The organism is Bradyrhizobium elkanii WSM2783 (assembly GCF_000472865.1).
GTDB lineage: Bacteria > Pseudomonadota > Alphaproteobacteria > Rhizobiales > Xanthobacteraceae > Bradyrhizobium > Bradyrhizobium elkanii_A.
Window position 1 is genome coordinate 1 of record NZ_AXAP01000004.1, and the last position, 16,843, is coordinate 16,843.

10 protein-coding genes and 1 tRNA gene are annotated in these 16,843 nt (G+C 60.2%); 3 read left to right on the forward strand and 8 right to left on the reverse strand.

Going from position 1 to position 16,843, the window contains the following annotated elements; all coding sequences use genetic code 11:
* Positions 1-446: 446 nt before the first annotated feature.
* Both YY7_RS0105395 and YY7_RS0105400 read right to left on the reverse strand, forming a co-directional pair.
* Positions 447-677, reverse strand: coding sequence for a hypothetical protein (locus YY7_RS0105395; protein WP_028162328.1), 231 nt, complete (start codon positions 675-677; stop codon positions 447-449).
* 219 nt (positions 678-896) lie between these two features.
* The gene (locus YY7_RS0105400) at positions 897-1,988 is read right to left on the reverse strand and encodes a hypothetical protein (RefSeq protein ID WP_155255050.1); all 1,092 of its coding nucleotides are present in this window, start codon (positions 1,986-1,988) and stop codon (positions 897-899) included.
* A 132-nt stretch (positions 1,989-2,120) separates the two neighbouring features.
* Here YY7_RS0105400 and YY7_RS0105410 point away from each other — a divergent pair, with 132 nt between their 5' ends.
* Together YY7_RS0105410 and YY7_RS0105415 are read left to right on the forward strand one after the other, a co-directional pair.
* Positions 2,121-2,567, forward strand: a complete 447-nt coding sequence (locus YY7_RS0105410; protein ID WP_028162331.1) for a DUF2924 domain-containing protein — start codon at positions 2,121-2,123, stop codon at positions 2,565-2,567.
* Positions 2,564-3,949: a recombinase family protein gene (locus tag YY7_RS0105415; RefSeq protein WP_080663591.1), complete on the forward strand. Its 1,386-nt coding sequence runs from the start codon at positions 2,564-2,566 to the stop codon at positions 3,947-3,949. Before YY7_RS0105410 ends, YY7_RS0105415 begins: the two co-directional genes overlap by 4 nt.
* Before the next feature lie 333 nt (positions 3,950-4,282).
* Here the strand turns inward: YY7_RS0105415 and YY7_RS57800 are convergent, their stop codons facing one another.
* From YY7_RS57800 to YY7_RS0105440, 3 genes are all read right to left on the reverse strand, one after another.
* Positions 4,283-5,008 carry a hypothetical protein gene (locus YY7_RS57800; RefSeq protein ID WP_245287201.1) on the reverse strand — a complete coding sequence of 242 codons (726 nt, stop codon included), beginning with the start codon at positions 5,006-5,008 and terminating at the stop codon, positions 4,283-4,285.
* A 399-nt stretch (positions 5,009-5,407) separates the two neighbouring features.
* Positions 5,408-10,711, reverse strand: a complete 5,304-nt coding sequence (locus tag YY7_RS0105435) for an AAA family ATPase (protein ID WP_028162335.1) — start codon at positions 10,709-10,711, stop codon at positions 5,408-5,410.
* Positions 10,712-11,437: 726 nt separating this feature from the next.
* Positions 11,438-11,527, reverse strand: a tRNA-Ser gene (locus YY7_RS0105440).
* Between the two features lie 198 nt (positions 11,528-11,725).
* On the opposite strand from YY7_RS0105440, the gene YY7_RS0105445 reads away from it, so the two are divergent.
* Positions 11,726-12,061 (forward strand): hypothetical protein, encoded by a 336-nt coding sequence (locus YY7_RS0105445; RefSeq protein WP_196237226.1) that lies wholly within the window; start codon positions 11,726-11,728, stop codon positions 12,059-12,061.
* A 619-nt stretch (positions 12,062-12,680) separates the two neighbouring features.
* Here YY7_RS0105445 and otsA read toward each other — a convergent pair.
* The 3 genes from otsA to YY7_RS0105460 all read right to left on the reverse strand — a co-directional run bounded on the left by otsA (position 12,681) and on the right by YY7_RS0105460 (position 16,679).
* Positions 12,681-14,126 carry an alpha,alpha-trehalose-phosphate synthase (UDP-forming) gene (otsA, locus tag YY7_RS0105450; RefSeq protein WP_028162337.1) on the reverse strand — a complete coding sequence of 482 codons (1,446 nt, stop codon included), beginning with the start codon at positions 14,124-14,126 and terminating at the stop codon, positions 12,681-12,683.
* Between the two features lie 207 nt (positions 14,127-14,333).
* A complete protein-coding gene (otsB, locus tag YY7_RS0105455; RefSeq protein ID WP_028162338.1) occupies positions 14,334-15,170 on the reverse strand; it encodes a trehalose-phosphatase in 837 nt (278 codons plus the stop codon).
* Between the two features lie 6 nt (positions 15,171-15,176).
* Positions 15,177-16,679, reverse strand: coding sequence for an MFS transporter (locus YY7_RS0105460; RefSeq protein WP_028162339.1), 1,503 nt, complete (start codon positions 16,677-16,679; stop codon positions 15,177-15,179).
* Between the last annotated feature and the right edge of the window lie 164 nt (positions 16,680-16,843).

Genomic DNA, 16,843 nt, shown 5'->3' on the forward strand with positions numbered 1-16,843 from the left:
CATCGGACGCTCGGTGACCTTGAGATGGAACAGCCGGCGGCCTTCATGCAAAGTGGTTTGGACGGTGGTCCGGCAGACGCCGGCAAGCGCGGCTATTTTGTCGATCGGCAAATCGCATACGCCGTGGTGCTTGATCTCGCCTGCGATGATGCAAAGAACAGCCCGCTGTCCTTCGGTATAACAATGCCGAAGCGTATCGGGCAGAGCGCTGGACCCACCGAGCCGCCGCCGTCGATCTCGCGAAGCTTGGCGATTGGGTGACCGCGGCCGTTGCCGCGGAACTAAACGAGAGGCTTTTAGTGGCTTCGGAGAAGCCGCAGGCGGCGCCCCCGGCTTCGTGGCTATCGAGCCCTGTTCATACGCCTGGACGATGGACTCATTCCATGGACGAGCTTTCAGCCGCTCAATGCTCGCGGCGAATTCAGGCGCGCGTGGGATATAGGAGGTCATTGCGCGCTGTCGGCCATCGTGGCCAGCGCGGCAGTGCGTTTACTGAACCTGCTGATGCGCCGCTGACCCACCTCGTGGGCCTTACGTTGCTCCCCGGCGATGCGCACGTATAGTCGGAGGCTCCCGCGTCCGATGTTGACTGAACGCTCCAGGGGCTTGAATGGGCTTTGCACGAAGCGCGACGTCGTCGCCGGCTTGTGCGACCACTTTGCAGATAACCATTTCATTGGGACGCTCGAGGAACTGCGCAGTCACAAGCGTCAGAGCGTCGCGAGAACCGATAGCGCGCACATTCCGAGGAGAGCGATAAAGAGAACTTACCTAATACGGCGAGGCGACCTCGCTCCGTCGTATGCAATGATTCACTGTCTACTGCGGACATCAACCGCTCTCCTAGAGGACAACGGCTTGCAGCCTGGGCTAACTTGATGATTCGGGCTTGCTGTCTACCCCCTGTTCTTCGTCCGAGGTTGACGTTTTGCTACACGTCCCAGGGCAGGCACGAATATCGATTCAAGTGCTTGCTTTTGCTTGCTAAACTCGCGCTGTCGCTCGCGAAGTTTAGCGCACTCTGGGTCGTCGATTGCGAGGTCGCTGATTTTCATTTCGATAGCCCAAAATCCCTCATCTGCCATCTGGTATTGATGGAGCGCCGTTATGAGAGAACGAATCTTATGGGAGAGGGCCGCGCTATCCTCGTCATGTTCGCCCGTCGCGTGTTCATAGACCCTATGAACGAACGTATGAAAAGGTGCTCCCTCAGTCGAGCTTGCGGTCCGCGGATGATATGAATCAAATAGGTCAAAAGCTTCTCGAACGAATCTTGTTTTTGCGGTCCCTAAAAAGTGTTCATCATGATTCTGCCGTCCACCACGGTCGTCGGGCAGGGTCAACAGTACACTATGGATTCTACTCGCTATTTGCGCAGCGCCCTCAGCGAACCCTCCTCGACCGAGCCCTGCGACTGGCGGTAGCAATTCGAGGTCAAACCGCGGTTCCGATGAGCTCTGAAGGTGTAGCCGTGACCAGTCGTCGAGCGAAGCGAGTTCACCGCAGATATCTAGCAGTTTGCTGCGAAGTCGCTTCAGGTTAGCCTTGATTTCTTTGCTTCTTGGCGCGAGATGCGCGCGGTTCAGCAACGAGTTCAGATACTCGGCCAAACCTTCCACGGAAGCCCTGGCTAACGTCTCTGGATCCATTGAAAGCAGTTCACTTGAATCAATGCCCGGCCGCTTTTTGGGACGATGCTTGAACGGCGCGAGCAGCGCGACAGCTTCCTCACGCGCTCGCAGCGGCCCCCGTGCACACCCTGCATGCGTAGGGGTTTCGAACGTCCACCGCTTTTTCACTTGCCTCTCCCGATGAACCCCGCGGTCAACCTCGGTTGACGAGCGGCCAGGTTGACCGCCGGACAAATTGTCCGGATCGGCTTCAGTCCTGAGCATGGCAATAGAAACCGATTCGTGGATCACTGGAAAACGCGACCCTGGGGGAAACTCCTCGCACGGCGACCAGGCGATCGTTGAAATTGCCGACATTTTGGCGGCCGGCTTCCTGCGTGTTTTGGAGCGGAAGTCCAGTCAAATCTTGCACGGCAAAGCGAATTCTCCGCTCGACTGTAGGAGCCTGTCTGAGGGTGATGTCGCCGCCACGAACCAGGACTTCGCTCCATGAAAGAGACCGTTTTGTCGCAACTGGCGGCCCTGAAAGGCGCCCCCATTACCGCTTTGAAAACCCGTTGGCGAGAGCTCTTTGACACCGAGCCCCCCGCCTACAACCGCCGATTCCTGGAGAACCGGCTAGCCTATCGGATCCAGGAGTTGGCCTATGGCGGGTTGAGCCGGGAGACCCAGGAGCGGCTGAAGGCGATGGCCAAGCAGTACGCAGACCAAAAGCCGGCGGATCGCAAGGCTCGGCCGATCCTGCGCCCTGTTGCCGGCACCAAGTTGATACGGGAGTGGGAAGGCGTGGAGCACTGTGTCACCGTCAGGCACGACGATTTCGAATACCTAGGCCGTCCCTATAAGTCACTGTCTTCGGTGGCACGGCAGATCACCGGGACAAAATGGAATGGCTGGGTCTTCTTCGGCCTGAAGAGTTCACAGGACCGGAAATGACCTCCCGTAGCCGGCCAAAGAAGGCCGACAAAGGCTTCGCCAGTCCTTTCGAGAACGGCTCTTCGGCCCGCATCCCGGCAGTCAGGAAGCTCCGGTGCGCCATCTATACACGCAAGTCCAGCGAGGAAGGCCTCGACATGGATTTCAACTCGCTGGATGCGCAGCGGGAATCTTGCGAGGCCTACGTTGTCAGCCAGAGAGCCGAAGGCTGGTCTCCGGTCTCAGATCGCTACGATGACGGGGGTTTTTCAGGGGGCACACTGGAACGGCCAGCATTGAAGCGGCTTCTGGCTGACGTCAAAGCCGGCAAGATCGATGTGATCGTCGTCTATAAGATTGATCGGCTTTCCCGCTCCATGCTCGACTTTCTCAATCTCGTCGAGCTGTTCGAACGCCACGGCGTTACCTTCGTTTCCGTCACCCAGTCATTCAACACCAAAGATGCCATGGGGCGCATGGCCCTCAACATCCTGGTGACCTTCGCGCAGTTTGAGCGGGAGCTCATCGGCGAGCGCATCCGCGACAAGGTCGCAGCCTCGCGCAAGCGCGGCAAATGGATGGGTGGCTGGACGCCACTCGGCTATGAGGTTCGTGACCGCAAGCTGATCATCCACGAAGGGGACGCGGAACGCGTCAGGGCTATCTTTCGGCGGTTCGTCCAGCTGAAGTCCGCAACCCGGTTGGCACGTGAGCTGATGGCCGCCGGCGAGACGAATCGCTATGGGCACCTCCTCGATAAGGGCGTGCTCTACAAGATGCTCAACAATCGCGTCTATATCGGCGACGCTGTCCACAAGGGAACGTCCTACCCCGGCGAACATGAGCCCATCATCGACCGTAAGCTCTGGGACGAGGTCCACGCCATTCTGAAGGAAAGCCCGCGCAAGCGAGCAAACAACACCCGCGCGCAAACTCCCGCGCTCTTAAAAGGCTTGCTTTTTGGTCCCGACGGCGCCGCGATGTCCCCGACCCACACCCGGAAATCGGGACGGCTGTACCGGTATTATATTAGCCAGAGCGCGATGAAGCGGGGGAGATCCGACTGTCCCGTCCCGCTTGCGCCGGCCGCCGAACTCGAGCGCATCGTGGTTGACCAGGTTCGCGGGCTTCTCAAGACGCCCGAAATCATCGTCCAGACCTGGCGCGCTGCTCGTAAGCAGCGCAAGGACATCCGCGAATCCGACGTGCGGAGCGCCCTTCTCGGGTTTGACGAGCTTTGGGACGAGCTATTTCCCGCAGAACAGGCCCGCATTGTCGAGCTGCTCGTCAACCGCGTCGATCTCGGCCCGGAGCAGCTTGACATCACCCTGAACATTTTAGGGTTGACCTCCCTGGTCGCGGAGCTGGGGACGCAACCGACGTTTCAAGAAGCCGCCGAATGAACAGACCGACCACCATCACCCTTGGGCCGCTTGGAAGGCCGAAACTGAGCCGCGACGGCCGGACCATGGTCGTCAGCATCCCGATTTCATTCCGTCGCCAGGGCGGCCGCAAGCGCGTCGTCACCCCGGCAGCGGCACCAACCTGGTCACCTCCGCCCCCCCGGGTTAACAATACGCTGGTGAAGGCTTTGGTGCGCGCTTATCGATGGCGCAACATGCTCGAGTCAAATCTATTTGCCTCGGTGCGCGAGCTCGCCAAAGCTGAGAAGATCAACGAGTCTTATCTCTGCCGGGTGCTACGGCTAACACTGCTATCGCCCACGCTCACTGAAGCTATCCTGAATGGCTCACAGCCAGAAGGGCTGGACCTCGCGCAGCTGCTGAAGTCCATTCCGATCGAGTGGCACGAGCAAGAAGCGATGTTTCGCACATAGGCTTAGGCCCCGCGTGCTGCCGGGGTGCTCGGCCCCGGTTCGCCCATCGAATGTTGGAAGGGCCATCCCACCGGCCCGCAGTCCAATCGCTAGATATAACGTGCATAGTCAGAACTATTTGTTCGGTCGGTCGCATATTATGAACTTCGCCGCCCGCCCTCGCAGCACGAATGGGAATGGCCAGCTTCTGGTTCATTTGGGTTGAATTCCAATTTACCTTGGTCAGCGCCAAGACTTCAGCCGCTATCTGCGCGATGGTGCTGTCGTGTCCCTTATAAGGACATAAGAGCAGTGGCCGCGGATCGTAAAGTCCGGAATACGTGCCGTAATAGGGGATGCTGCCGTTTGTGTAGAGCAAACCCTTGCCGTCCAACTCGACGAAGGTGCCACGCATCACGGGATAATTGCCATCACGCAGCACTTTGACCGAATACGACTCTTGAACCCAAACCAGATCCCGCAGCTCGGCTCCGGCTTCTTCGATCGCTGCCAAAATGCCTTCGGCTTCCTTGTCGCGAAACCGCGAAGTCTTGAGAACGATGACACGCGCGGGAAAGTTTTGATGATGCTTTTTGTAAGCAGCAAGCGCCCCAGAAATCAATTCGTGCGCATCCTCCTTCGTCATGTAGGATGCCGTTCCCGGCTCTCCTCGGCACGCTTTTTCTTCAAGATAAAGCCGCGCCCATGTTCATCGAACATTTGCGTCGCGCTGGTGACGAGCTGTTAGCCTCCCACTTCGCGGTAGAAGCTGACGCGAATATAACACGCGGTGAACTCGCCCTGCGTGGATGTCTTCCGCCACGGGATGCGCCCCGTACCCTTATAGTAAAGCGCCGTCATGAAGTCGCCGCCCCACCTGAACAGACCGGGCGAGATGAGCGACGCGCACCATTCAGGAGATCCAGAGCTGCGGACTTAAGCTACCTCTGTCCGGACTCTAGGCATTATCTTCTGCAAAAACTTTTGATCTATAATAGAACACTGTCACCGTAATTTTGGATGACCGCGCCTAAGGATACGCGGCTCAACGAACGGACCCTTGGACACGACGAAATGCCTCATCTTGTTCAAGCGCCGCGCTACGCCGGTCGCCAAGGTCGATCAGCGCGTCGAGAAGCCTTAAGAGGCCGCGTGCACGGTTAACTTCGAGGGGGTAATTCGCTTCTGCGAGGCGCTGGATGATTGCCGCGAGCCGCGCAGGCAGTGATGTCCCGACCCAACTGCCTTTTGCGTATTCGATAGAGTCCAATGCCGCCCCGGACTGATCGATAAACGCATCAAGGGCGTATGATGCCCCGGCTTTCTCGCACAGGGTCAGGTAGTTTTGCATGACGAAGGTTGACCAGCCGGTCGCTTTCATGAGCTTCGTGACGAGCGGGATGATGACCGCTATCTCACTCCAATCGCCGTTGACGAACCGCGCTGCGCCCGGACATTCGGCTTCGACGTTCACAAACAGGAGCGCCTTGATGAGAATCGGCATGTCATAGCCGTGCACTTCCCCCGCACGGTAACCGTTCGGGCTGAACGTTCTGTCGTCGATCACGCGCTGCACACAGTCGTGGAGGACAGGCAGTGCATTGGCGGGGACGTCTTTGGCATCCAAGACATGCCGTCTGACAGTGCTGTCCGCGAACTCTGCAAGCACGCGCAACGCCTCTTCGTCGTCCTGCGAGAACGGCTTAAGAAAGTGCTCGCGAATCCATTGCAGATCGAAAAACGGTAAGACGCGGGCGAACATGGTGCCTAAGGCGTGGTCCCATTCGAACAAATTCGTTTGTTTGTCACGGCGCTTCTTATCGTCCCACGATGGCATCAGCCGGTCGGCCGTCCAGCGCGCAAGATCGACGAGGAGCGGTCCGATTTTCACGCGGTAAACATCTGACCGGCACCACTCTTCAAGCGGAAAGTGCGCGAAGAGCTTGGCGGCATATTGCCCGTCAAACGAGCGCTTTGGGTCGGTCCAATAATCCCCTTCACGTCTGCTGCGCTTCGGTGCCTTCACCCATGCCGGCGGTAACGGCTCGAAGCCCGTCTCGGCTTCAACACCAAGGGCATTCAACGCTTTCGCCACAGCTGCCTTGCGTGCGTCGCGATCTTCCGTGTCATCGCGCTCAAAGGTCGTTTCGTTCTGAATGGGATCGATGTAATGCGCGAGGTCGAACGCGAAGTGCGCCGCTACCCACTTCACATGCGGGTCCGGGTCCAAAAAGAGGGCTTGGAAAGCCATGAGCTGCACATCTTCGTTCGTATGGCTCGCAAGCTCAATGAGGCTGGCTGACGCCTCCGAACGGGGCGCGCTACTCTTGCGGTCGTGGAATAGCGCGGAAATAAGATGAAAGGACGGATGCCACGGAATCTTCGAGCCCCCATAATCCCCGGGCTCGCGCATCTTCAGAACGCGGTCCATCACATTCCACGCCCATGGCCGATCCGCCGAATCTTTATCGGCATATCGGATAACGCACGCGGCGATAGCGGAGACGCCGCTTTGGACCGCGTGGGGCCCGACATCGGCGCGCTCATCGAAGAGGTCATTGCGGTCGTGCTTCTTGGCGTATTCGATTGCCTTATCTAACGACCAGCCCTCGGCAGGCTTGCCTTCATTCAAGGATTTCATGGCCCAATTCAGCACACGCGTTTGGCCCAAGGACTCTGAGGCCTTGGCGGCCTTCTGTTGCGTGGCTTCGGGCAGCGGTTTCGGCGGCTCATAGCCGATGGCGACTTGATCGCCTTGCATCTCGTAGCGCCGATAATTCTCGATATCGCCAAGGCCGGACCAAAGCTCGGCCTTCTCCTTCAATTGCTGCGCCAGCTTCGGGTGTTCGCGTTCTTCTTCGAGCTCGAACGGTAGGTTTGCCGGGAACGCCGCCAGCGCCTTCTTGAAGCGATCCCGCAGGCTCGTGTCGCTGCTGATGGCAAAATGCATCGCCAGTTCACGCACATCGTGTTTGCGGTATTCGCGGCTTTCGAGGAACGCTTTCGCCTTCGCTTTTTCACCCGTCAATTTCGTGAGAAAACCGAACCCGAAAAGGTCGACATCCTTCTGCGGCTCTTGAATGAGCCGCGCCATATCATGCTCCCACAAGCGCTGGCACGTGACGATGGGCAGCGTCGTTTCAGAAACCTCGAACGTCTCGATGGCAAGACGCAGGCAAAGGCCCAGCGTGGCATAGCACTCGCTGCCTTCGAGGATTTCCTTGATCACGTCGCTGGTGGAGCGGCCTTTCTCGATCTCCTTGAAGGCCCAATAGGCGAGCGACAGATAGGCACACTGGAGCAATTCGGAGCCCAGCATACCAAGGCCCCAGCCGAAGACGTGCCAGTCACCCCAGAACTCCTGCTTGCCCCACGGGAAGTCCAGGACGATAGGAATCGGCGTGCAGTGTTCGCGGCGGCCGAGTTTATGGATTTGACGCCAGCCGGTGGTCGCGTGGTTCGTAAGTTTCTTGATGAAGCGAAGGCCAACGGCGGGACTCTTCGCGAGCAGGCTGGCGAACGGTTCGTGCAGCGCCGATGAAGGGTGGAAATAATGATTGTGGGCGTCGAGGCCGACGTCATCCAATCGGAACTCGGACATGCTCGTCGGAAAGTGGACCGACGACAACGCCATCTGTTGATCGCGCGTGCGCTTCTCCTCCGGAATTGCCCCGATCTCTTCGCGCCACTTTGCGTGTTCAGCTTCTTCGCGGCGGAGCCGGTCACACTCGTCCTGCGGCAATTCTTGCAAGAGCTTGGCTTCAGCGACCTTTTCAACCGCCTCCGGCGCAACTTCCGCCATGACCGGCGTAAAGCCCATCAGATCGTCGAATGCGGGCCGCAGCATGTGCTCATTGTTGGCGGCGCGTTCAAAAAGCGCGACCGCGAACTCGGGATAACTTCGGGCCGATCGGAGAAGCATGTTACGCAACCCGGTGGCGAGACTCTTCTGCGCTTCGTGGCCGAGGACGTCCCATTTGCCGCGCGGGCGCGCATAGCCCTCGGCGTAGATTTTCGCTTCGAGATCGACGAGCCACGAACTGCACGTCGCCAGAATGTCCTTCGAGCGTTTGTTCTTAATGTCCGATAGCGCGTTCTGCCAAACCCCTAAAACCTCGAGCGCTTGCGGGACAAGACGCGGTGGGAGCCTGTCATGACGCGTGATGATCCAGTCAATAAGGCGTCCCCATGCTTCACCGTCCGAAGGCCATCCAAGTAGATCGGCCAAGCGAATGGAGTCCATGCCTTCAATCTTGATCGCCCCTTGCATGATGATGGGGCTCGGCACGGTGTGCTGCGCCTGAAACCACACGAACAGCTTTTCGCACAAAGCGAAGTTCTCGGCCTCGACACGCTGCGTGAACTCGTCGATGGCCTTCTCGAATGTGTTCGTGAAGGGTGGCGCCGTGAGCCATTCGCGCTTCCACTGGGCGCGCAAAGAAGAGCTTTCCAGCTGGGCCAATCCGGCGATCCAACGTCCGGGTTCGGTGAGCGCGTCTTGAGCCAGCAAACCCACCACGCGACCAAGCAATGGCGGTTCGCCGGCGGCGGAAAGCGCCGAAGGCCATGTGTCGCCGAGCTCGATGAGCAGCCGGAAGAAGACCCACTCAAAGAAGATGTCGTGCGTGAATGAAACCATCGCGCCTGCGCGCGCAAGACGAATGATGTTATCTGCCTCCAACGCAGTCAGTTGAGCGACGGTCTCCGGCTTGAGATTGCGGACCAAGATCTCCTTGCCGAGATTACGCACGCCTTTTTCAGCAAGGTCGATGAGCGCGCGCTGGCGTTGCGGCACCGTTTCGGCCATGGCGTCATGTCCGGCGCGCAGCCACCACGCGTTGATCAGATCGGCTTCGGTTTTCGGTTCGGCGTCTTGCGGAATGGCTTTGGCAAGCACGGACGCAAAAAACGGACGACGCGCGATCTGCTCCACGGCTTGGCTGGGACTGAACAGAAGGCGGCGCAGATTGGGCTTCGATTTAGCTAGTCGTTCCGCCTCGTCTTCGGAGAACCCCTTCACCGAAACGCTGCCCATGCCGTTCGCGGTGTAAAACTGCCGGGGAAACCAATTCCGGTAGGCTTCGAGACCTTGATCGCGCGAACTCGCGAGAACCTTCCAGTGCTGGAGGTTCGGGTCGGCCTCCATGGCGCGGAGGAGATCGGTGATGATGTGTTGCTGATCTGGCCGGATACGATCGATACCATCGATAAAAAGGATGGGCGTACCTGAAGCCCCGATTTCGGCGAGAAGATCGGACGCTCTGGCGTGGCGCACACCGAGCGCTGTCGCGAAAGTCGTCCAGCTCGTTCCAAGTAGCCGGTCATTCTTGAGAAAGAGGATCGGGCCCGACTTCGCGGCGTTGGCTCCGAAGTGCTTCAGAACGGCAGATTTGCCGCAACCCGGCAGGCCGCCGATGGAAACAACCCGATGCTTCTCCAGCTGCTTCGCGACTTTCTCCTGCAAACCGTCGCGCGCGACATGAACGTCATCGACCGTTTCGGACACATCGTTGAGCGCATCGAGCGAGGCGGCATTCAGCCGTTTGATGTCGTCGCTGAAGTTCGGTGTAATTTTCAGTCGCACCGAGCCCTTCAGTTGGGCGAGCAGGGACGAACGCGTCCATTTGGCGGCGTTCGCCGCGCCTTCGCGCGCGATGCGGCAGAGGCGATCGAAAAGAAGGATGTCCTGACCGTCGACATTATCCGCGACGATTTCTTGCAGACGATTGACGATCTCAAGGCGGAGCGCACCGCCATCTTCCAGCCCAGCCAGATGGAGCGCGGCGAAATTCCGGTAGAAGTTGACTTCCTCCTCCAGATTGGCCGCGCCAGTAAGGGGCAACAACGCTTCGCGCAGTCCCTTGTCGTCAGCACCCGCCGTGCCGCCCGGCGCGAAATACTGTTCGAAGTCTTTGGCGTCCGGGCTCGCTTTTGCTCTGGCGATCACCCGTGAAAGGCTGCGGAAGGTCGAGTCCGTGACATGCTCGACGACAAATCCACTCGCGTCCGAGTTTTTGATGAAGGTAGCGGTAGCTTGCGTCTTCACAGCCGCCGCGACGATCTCTTTGAATTTCTCATCGGCGCCGCTGATGGTGACGGAGCGCTTAACCTGAAGCTCAAGCGATTTATTCGTACCGGCATGGTCGAGACCGACGATAACATCATCCATGGGATGGCCGTGGCCTTGCCGCTGAACAGCGACGCTGGTGACAATGCCACGCTGGCCTGCCGCGCGCTCTTGCCGAAGCAGATGCGCGAGGTAATAGGCGACGACCGTGTCTTCATATGTAAACCCCGCGCCGCCGGTCAGTTCGGTGGAGGCCGGTTTTTGTTCAAGTGTGTCGGTCAAGGCATCCCGCCCCCGGGAATCGATTTTCTGAATTCGTTATTGTGCGAGCGAGCAATATTCGCGGCGGAAGGCCTTTATTTAGGCGGCAATTGAGGCGCGGCAAGGGATTGGTTGTGGGGATAGGATTTGAACCTATGACCTTCAGCTTATGAGCCCTGACGAGCTGTCGCAACCTAGCATCATTCCACTATCGGGCTGATAAGCTATTGTAAAAAGCTTATCAGCCCGATAACGGACTGCGTCGATCGCCACGCAGTGGCTGATCGAACCAAAGTCTCCGGCCTAAGTCTCCCAAAACGGGAGTTTTCGCGGAACTAGTCGGAGACTTCGGCAATTCACGCTCCCGGCCACGCGAATTGCGAGTGCGGAGACGGAAACGAATACGCGAAACCCGCAGTTTCCGGGCCATTTGCGCATTTGTCGGGCCAAAACTGAAGGCCGGAGTGGACAGCTGGGCAAGGAGGTATCGAACTCGCAGACGGCGGATTTTTGAGTTGGTTGAGCGAGAGAGATTCAAAACCGGCCCCCATGAGGGCCTTGTTTTTCGCCGAAATGCCGTACTGTACCAATTCCCGACGTTCTAGGATTCGGAGAAAAACGCGTTCTCCAGCCCCATTCGCGGCTCGTTTTCAGTACGACCAGCATTCTCCAGGGCAAAAAGATTCACGAAAACGGCCGAGTTTTCGGGCCCGTCTCCGTTTCGAGGTACGAAATGTCGAAGCAAAGTGGCGGAGAGAGTGGGATTCGAACCCACGGTACGGTTTCCCGCACACACGCTTTCCAAGCGTGCGCCTTAAGCCACTCGGCCATCTCTCCGGAAGCGCCCTCTCTTGAAGGGATGGGGCGGATTTTGCAAGGGAGACAGGGGGTGGAAGTGGAAATTTCCTTAAGTTTTTGGAACAGCTTGGGTTTTTGGCCGGGTTGACGGTCCGGACCGGGGCGCGGATTCGGCCTGTTGAACCCGAATCCTTGCCGCGCCGACGACTGCAAGGCAAATCAGTGGTGGAGGGCGGCGTGAAGCGGACATTTGCGATTCTCGGCGTGGTCGTGGCGGCGGCTGCCGGCGCCGGCCCGGCGCTGGCGCAGAGCTGCACCAAGGCGGGGACGGACGTGAGCTGCGACGACGGACGGCACGGGGTGCTTTCGGGCGATACCATCATCTGGAGCGACGGCACGCGCTCGAGCCTGACCTCGCCGCATCCGAGCGTGATCGTCGGCAACCGGTCATCGGTCAGGGTCGGGCCAGGCGTGTTCGTCGGCAAGGGCAGCGGCGTCGTGCCGATGGAGAATCCAAGCGACCCGCGGCGGGCGCGCTGCCCGGTGCTCGACGGCGTGCCGTACTGTTATTGATTGGATGAACTGTCGGCGCTTGTACGGACGTCGTGCCGCCTCATCCCGAGAAGCCGCGCAACTGGCGTCTCGACGGATGGACCCCGGCGGGACTCGGGCCTCATGGTTCGAGACGCGCGAAAACGCGCTCCTCACCACGAGGGTCTAAGATCGCATGCGCGGCGAGGCGAATTATGCAAGCGTTTCCAACGTGATTTGCCTCGTCCACTCCTGCAGCGAAAAACATTCCGCTTCCGTCGTCGGGCAAATCAGTGATTTAACTTCGCGCGTCTCACGGCGGATGAGGGGCGGGTCGCGATCATCACGAACGTTGCGGTGGGATGCGGTGGACGCGATGCGTGTGACTGACGAGCACGCGCAGTGCGGACGGCGAAGTCGTGTGGTCCTGGCGCCCCGACCCTGGCGCTAAGCTTCTTACGAAGTGACGGTGGCAAGAAAGCCCGGTCACCGGCCGGTCACCGGGGAGAGCACGAAGGAAGCCGTAAACGATCGCGCAGGAATACTGGATCGTCCGGTCAAGCCGGACGATGACAGCGGAGAGCTGTTTTACATCTTGAATCAGAAACGTTCCCCGTCATCCCGGCTTTCGCCGGGACGACGGAGGTGTGGTGGTAAGCGGCTAATGAATGCGCGCGCTGCGATAGGGCCAGTGCGTGGCTTCGGCTAAAGGCGGCGAGCGCTCTGGCTGTTCGTCGCCGGTGTCCTGCAGCGCCTCGACGAAATCGGCGAACCACTGCTGAATCGTATGGGTGCAGATCTTGTCCATCATCGATTCCCAGCGCAGCCGCCGTTCGGCGAGCGGCATCGACAGCGCGGTGGCAATGGTGCGCGCCATGCCGTCGACGTCGTGCGGGTTGACGATGAGGGCGGCCTCGAGCTCGTTGGCGGCGCCGGCGAATTTCGACAGCACCAGCACGCCGGGATCGGCCGGGTTCTGGGCGGCGACATATTCCTTGGCGACGAGGTTCATGCCGTCTTGCAGCGGCGTCACCACGCCGACCTGCGCCGTGCGGTAGAGGCCGGCCAGCACCGCCTGGCTGAATCCCTTGTTGAGGTATCGGATCGGCGTCCAGTCGACCTCGCCATGGATGCCGTTGACGTCGGTGACGAGCTTTGCCACCTCGCTCTGCAGATTGCCGTAGGCCTCGATGCCGCCGCGCGAAGGAGTCGCGATCTGCAGCAGCGAGATCGTGCGCTTCAGCGAGGGATGCATCGTCCACATCCGGTCGAAGGCCTTGATGCGGTTGATCAGGCCCTTCGAATAGTCGAGCCGGTCGACGCCGATCGCCAGCCGCTCGCCGTTGAGACTGCGTCGCAAGCGCGAGACGTCGGGATGGGTCGTCGCCTTGGTCGCCTGCTGCGCGAATTTCTCCGGATCGATGCCGATCGGGAAGACGGCGGCGCGGCTGCGTCCATAGCGCGAGGTCACGCTGCCATCGCGCACCACGAGGCCGAGATCGGCTTCGACATAACCGAGGAAATTCTCGCAATCCTCCTCGGTCTGGAAGCCGATGAGATCATAGGCAAGCATCGCCTCGATCAGCTCGCGATGATGCGGCACGCCCTCGATCACCGCGCGCGCCGGCCACGGCGTGTGCAGGAAGAAGCCGATCGGCTTGTCGATGCCGAGATCGCGCAGCTCCGCGCCGAGCGCGAGGAAATGGTAGTCCTGAATCCAGAACACCGAATCGTCCTTGCGGAAGCGCAGCAGAGCGCGCGCCATGAAGGCGTTCACCTCGCGATAGCTGGCATAATCCTCCTCCGAGGCGCGGATCAGGTCGGCGCGCGAATGCAGCGCCGGCCACAGCGCGGAGTTGGCAAAGCCTTCGTAGTAGCCGCCGTAATGCGCGGCCGGAAGATCGAGCATCGCCAGCGCACCGGCGCCGAGCGCTTCCACCTCCGCGAAAGGTTCCTTCTGGTTCCCATCGCGGACACGGCCGCTGGAGCCGACCCAGATCGCGCCCGACTTCTCGACGACAGGCAAAAGAGCGGCGGCGAGGCCGCCGGTCATGGGTTCATTGGGTTTTCCACGCGCTACGCGGTTCGACACGACAACGAGGTTCAAATGGTCCCCTCCCGTTGGGCATTCGCGTATTAACAACCATTCATCAATATGGTTCCTGGCCACGCTTTCTCCGAATTGAAACCAAATTCAGGCAGGCCCGCATGGAACCGGGGCGTCAACTCACAAAAAGAAAATTTTTTGCGAGCAGGCGGCCGCCCACAGCAGGAACTGCGGTTATTCCGCGCCAATTTGCGGTTGAGGTTTCGGCTAAGGCGCGGCGATTTCGCGCTCGTCGTCGAGCAGATGCGCAAGGAATTCGCGCACGTCGCTCGGCGCATCGAAATGACCGGCCACTCCCTTGGCACGACGGCCGACCGAGAAAGCGAGCCCTTCGAGCTCGGGCATGATCGCAAATACCGTCTCGTCCGTGACGTCATCGCCGATGAAGAACGGCTTGCGGCCCTTGAACGGCGGATGCTTCATCAATTCGCGCACGCCGGTGGCCTTGGTGAAGCCCGCGAGCTTGATTTCGCAGACCTGCTTGCCCGGCAGCACCTCGATCGGCGCATCGGGCAGATCGGCGCGGATCAGCGACACCGCCTCATAGATCGCCCTCTCGGCATGCGGCGCAAGGCGATAGTGCAACGCGAGCGAATAGCCCTTGTCCTCAAGCAGAATGCCCGGGCTCAATCTGGCGATGGCGGCCAGACGGCGCTTCAGCTCCTTGTCGAGCTGCAGCGCGGGGCCTGCTTCTCCATCGCCTTGCGGATCGAGGCGCATCTCCGCGCCATGACCGCCGACCGCAGGGAAGACATCGGGGGCAAAAATCAGGTCAAGATCGTTCACCGAACGGCCGCTGACCAGCGCCAGCGCGCCATTGGTGCGCTCGAGCAGGCGATGAAGCGTTTTCGCCAACCCGGGCGGCACCCAGACCTCGCGCGGCGTCGGCGCGAAGTCGAGCAAGGTGCCGTCGACGTCGAGCAGGACAGCGGTCTCGCTCAGATGCCCGACCAGCGCGCTCGGCACCGGCACGGTTTCCGGCGATGCTTCGTCTTCCGGCGAAAAGTCTTCGTCCAGCGGCATGTCAGCCAGTTCCTCAGTCATCTCATTCTACTCCACAACAGCAAGCGGCCGCGCGACAGATTCGAGCGATTTTCGCTCGGCGGCGACAGCGTAGCGCCACGCGACCAGGGCCGCGACGATCATGAGCGCCGACCCCAGGAGGTAGCCGGCAAAGACGGAATTGCGCGATCCGGTATCGATCAGCGCGCCGAACAATGCAGGCCCGATCACGCCGCCGATCCCTGTGCCGATCGCGTAGAACAGCGCAATCGCGAGCGCCCGCACCTCGAGCGGGAACGTCTCGCTCACGGTGAGATAAGCGGCGCTCGCGGCGGGCGAGGCAAAGAAGAAGATCACCATCCAGGCGATGGTCTGTCCTTGCGCGCTCAGCGCGCCGATCGAGAACAGATAGCCCGAGAGCGCCAGCAGCACGCCAGACACGCCGTAGGTCAGCGTGATCATGGTGCGGCGTCCCAGCGTATCGAACAGGCGACCGAGCACCAGCGGCCCCAGGAAGTTGCCGGCGGCGAACGGCAGGATGTACCAGCCGACATGGCTGGCGGGGATGCCGAAGAAGTCGGTCAGGATCAGCGCGAAAGTGAAGAAGATCGCGTTGTAGAAGAACGCCTGCGCGCTCATCAGCACGAGCCCGACCAGCGCGCGCTGGCGATAGGTGACAAGCAACGTATGCGCCACTTCACGCAGCGGCGTGTGGTCGCGCATCCGCAGCTTGATCTTCGGCAGTTCCTGCGAGTGCGCCGCGACATGGCCGGTCACGGAGCGCTCGATGTCGTCGACGATCCGATGCGCCTCGTCGGGACGGCCGTGGATCATCAGCCAGCGCGGGCTTTCCGGAATCCACATCCGCATCACGAACACGACGAGGCCAAGACAGGCGCCGGTGAAATAGGCAAGCCGCCAGCCGAGTTCGGGATTGATCACGGCGGGATCGAGCAGGACGATGGCGCTGACGGCGCCGATCGCGGCGCCAATCCAGAAGCTGCCGTTGATGACAAGATCGGTCCAGCCGCGATAGCGGGCCGGCACCAATTCCTGGATGGTCGAATTGATCGCGGTGTATTCGCCGCCGATGCCGGCACCGGTCAGGAAGCGAAACAGCGCATAGCTTGCGACATTCCACGACAGCGCGGTCGCGGCGGTGGCGCTGAGATAAACCGCGAGCGTGATGAAGAACAATTTCTTGCGGCCGATGCGGTCGGTGAGCCAGCCGAAGCCGATCGCACCCAGCACGGCGCCGGCAAGATAGGCGCTGTTGGCGAAGCCGACATCGAAGTTGGAGAATTGCAGCGTCGGACTCTCCTTCAGCGCCCCCGACAGCGCGCCGGCGAGCGTGACCTCGAGCCCGTCGAGAATCCAGGTGATCCCGAGCGCGAGCACCACGCGGGTGTGAAAGCCGCTCCAATAGAGATTGTCGAGACGCACGGGGATGGAGGTCTCGATAATGCGGTCATGATCCTGCGGCTGCGGCGCGTCAGCGTCACGGAGTGCAGAAGCAGTTGCAGGACTGGGTTGGATCGGCTGCAAATCCATCACGGAACCAATGAGAAATCACCCCGGAACGCAGCTTGCCCCAAGGTGCTCATCCCAAAAATTTGCGGCAAACAGATGCCCGCCGCCACGCACGACAACGTCCGCCAAGCCACCTGGTTCCCGCATCGCGACATAGGAACCCGGACATAACCGCAGATGTTGCT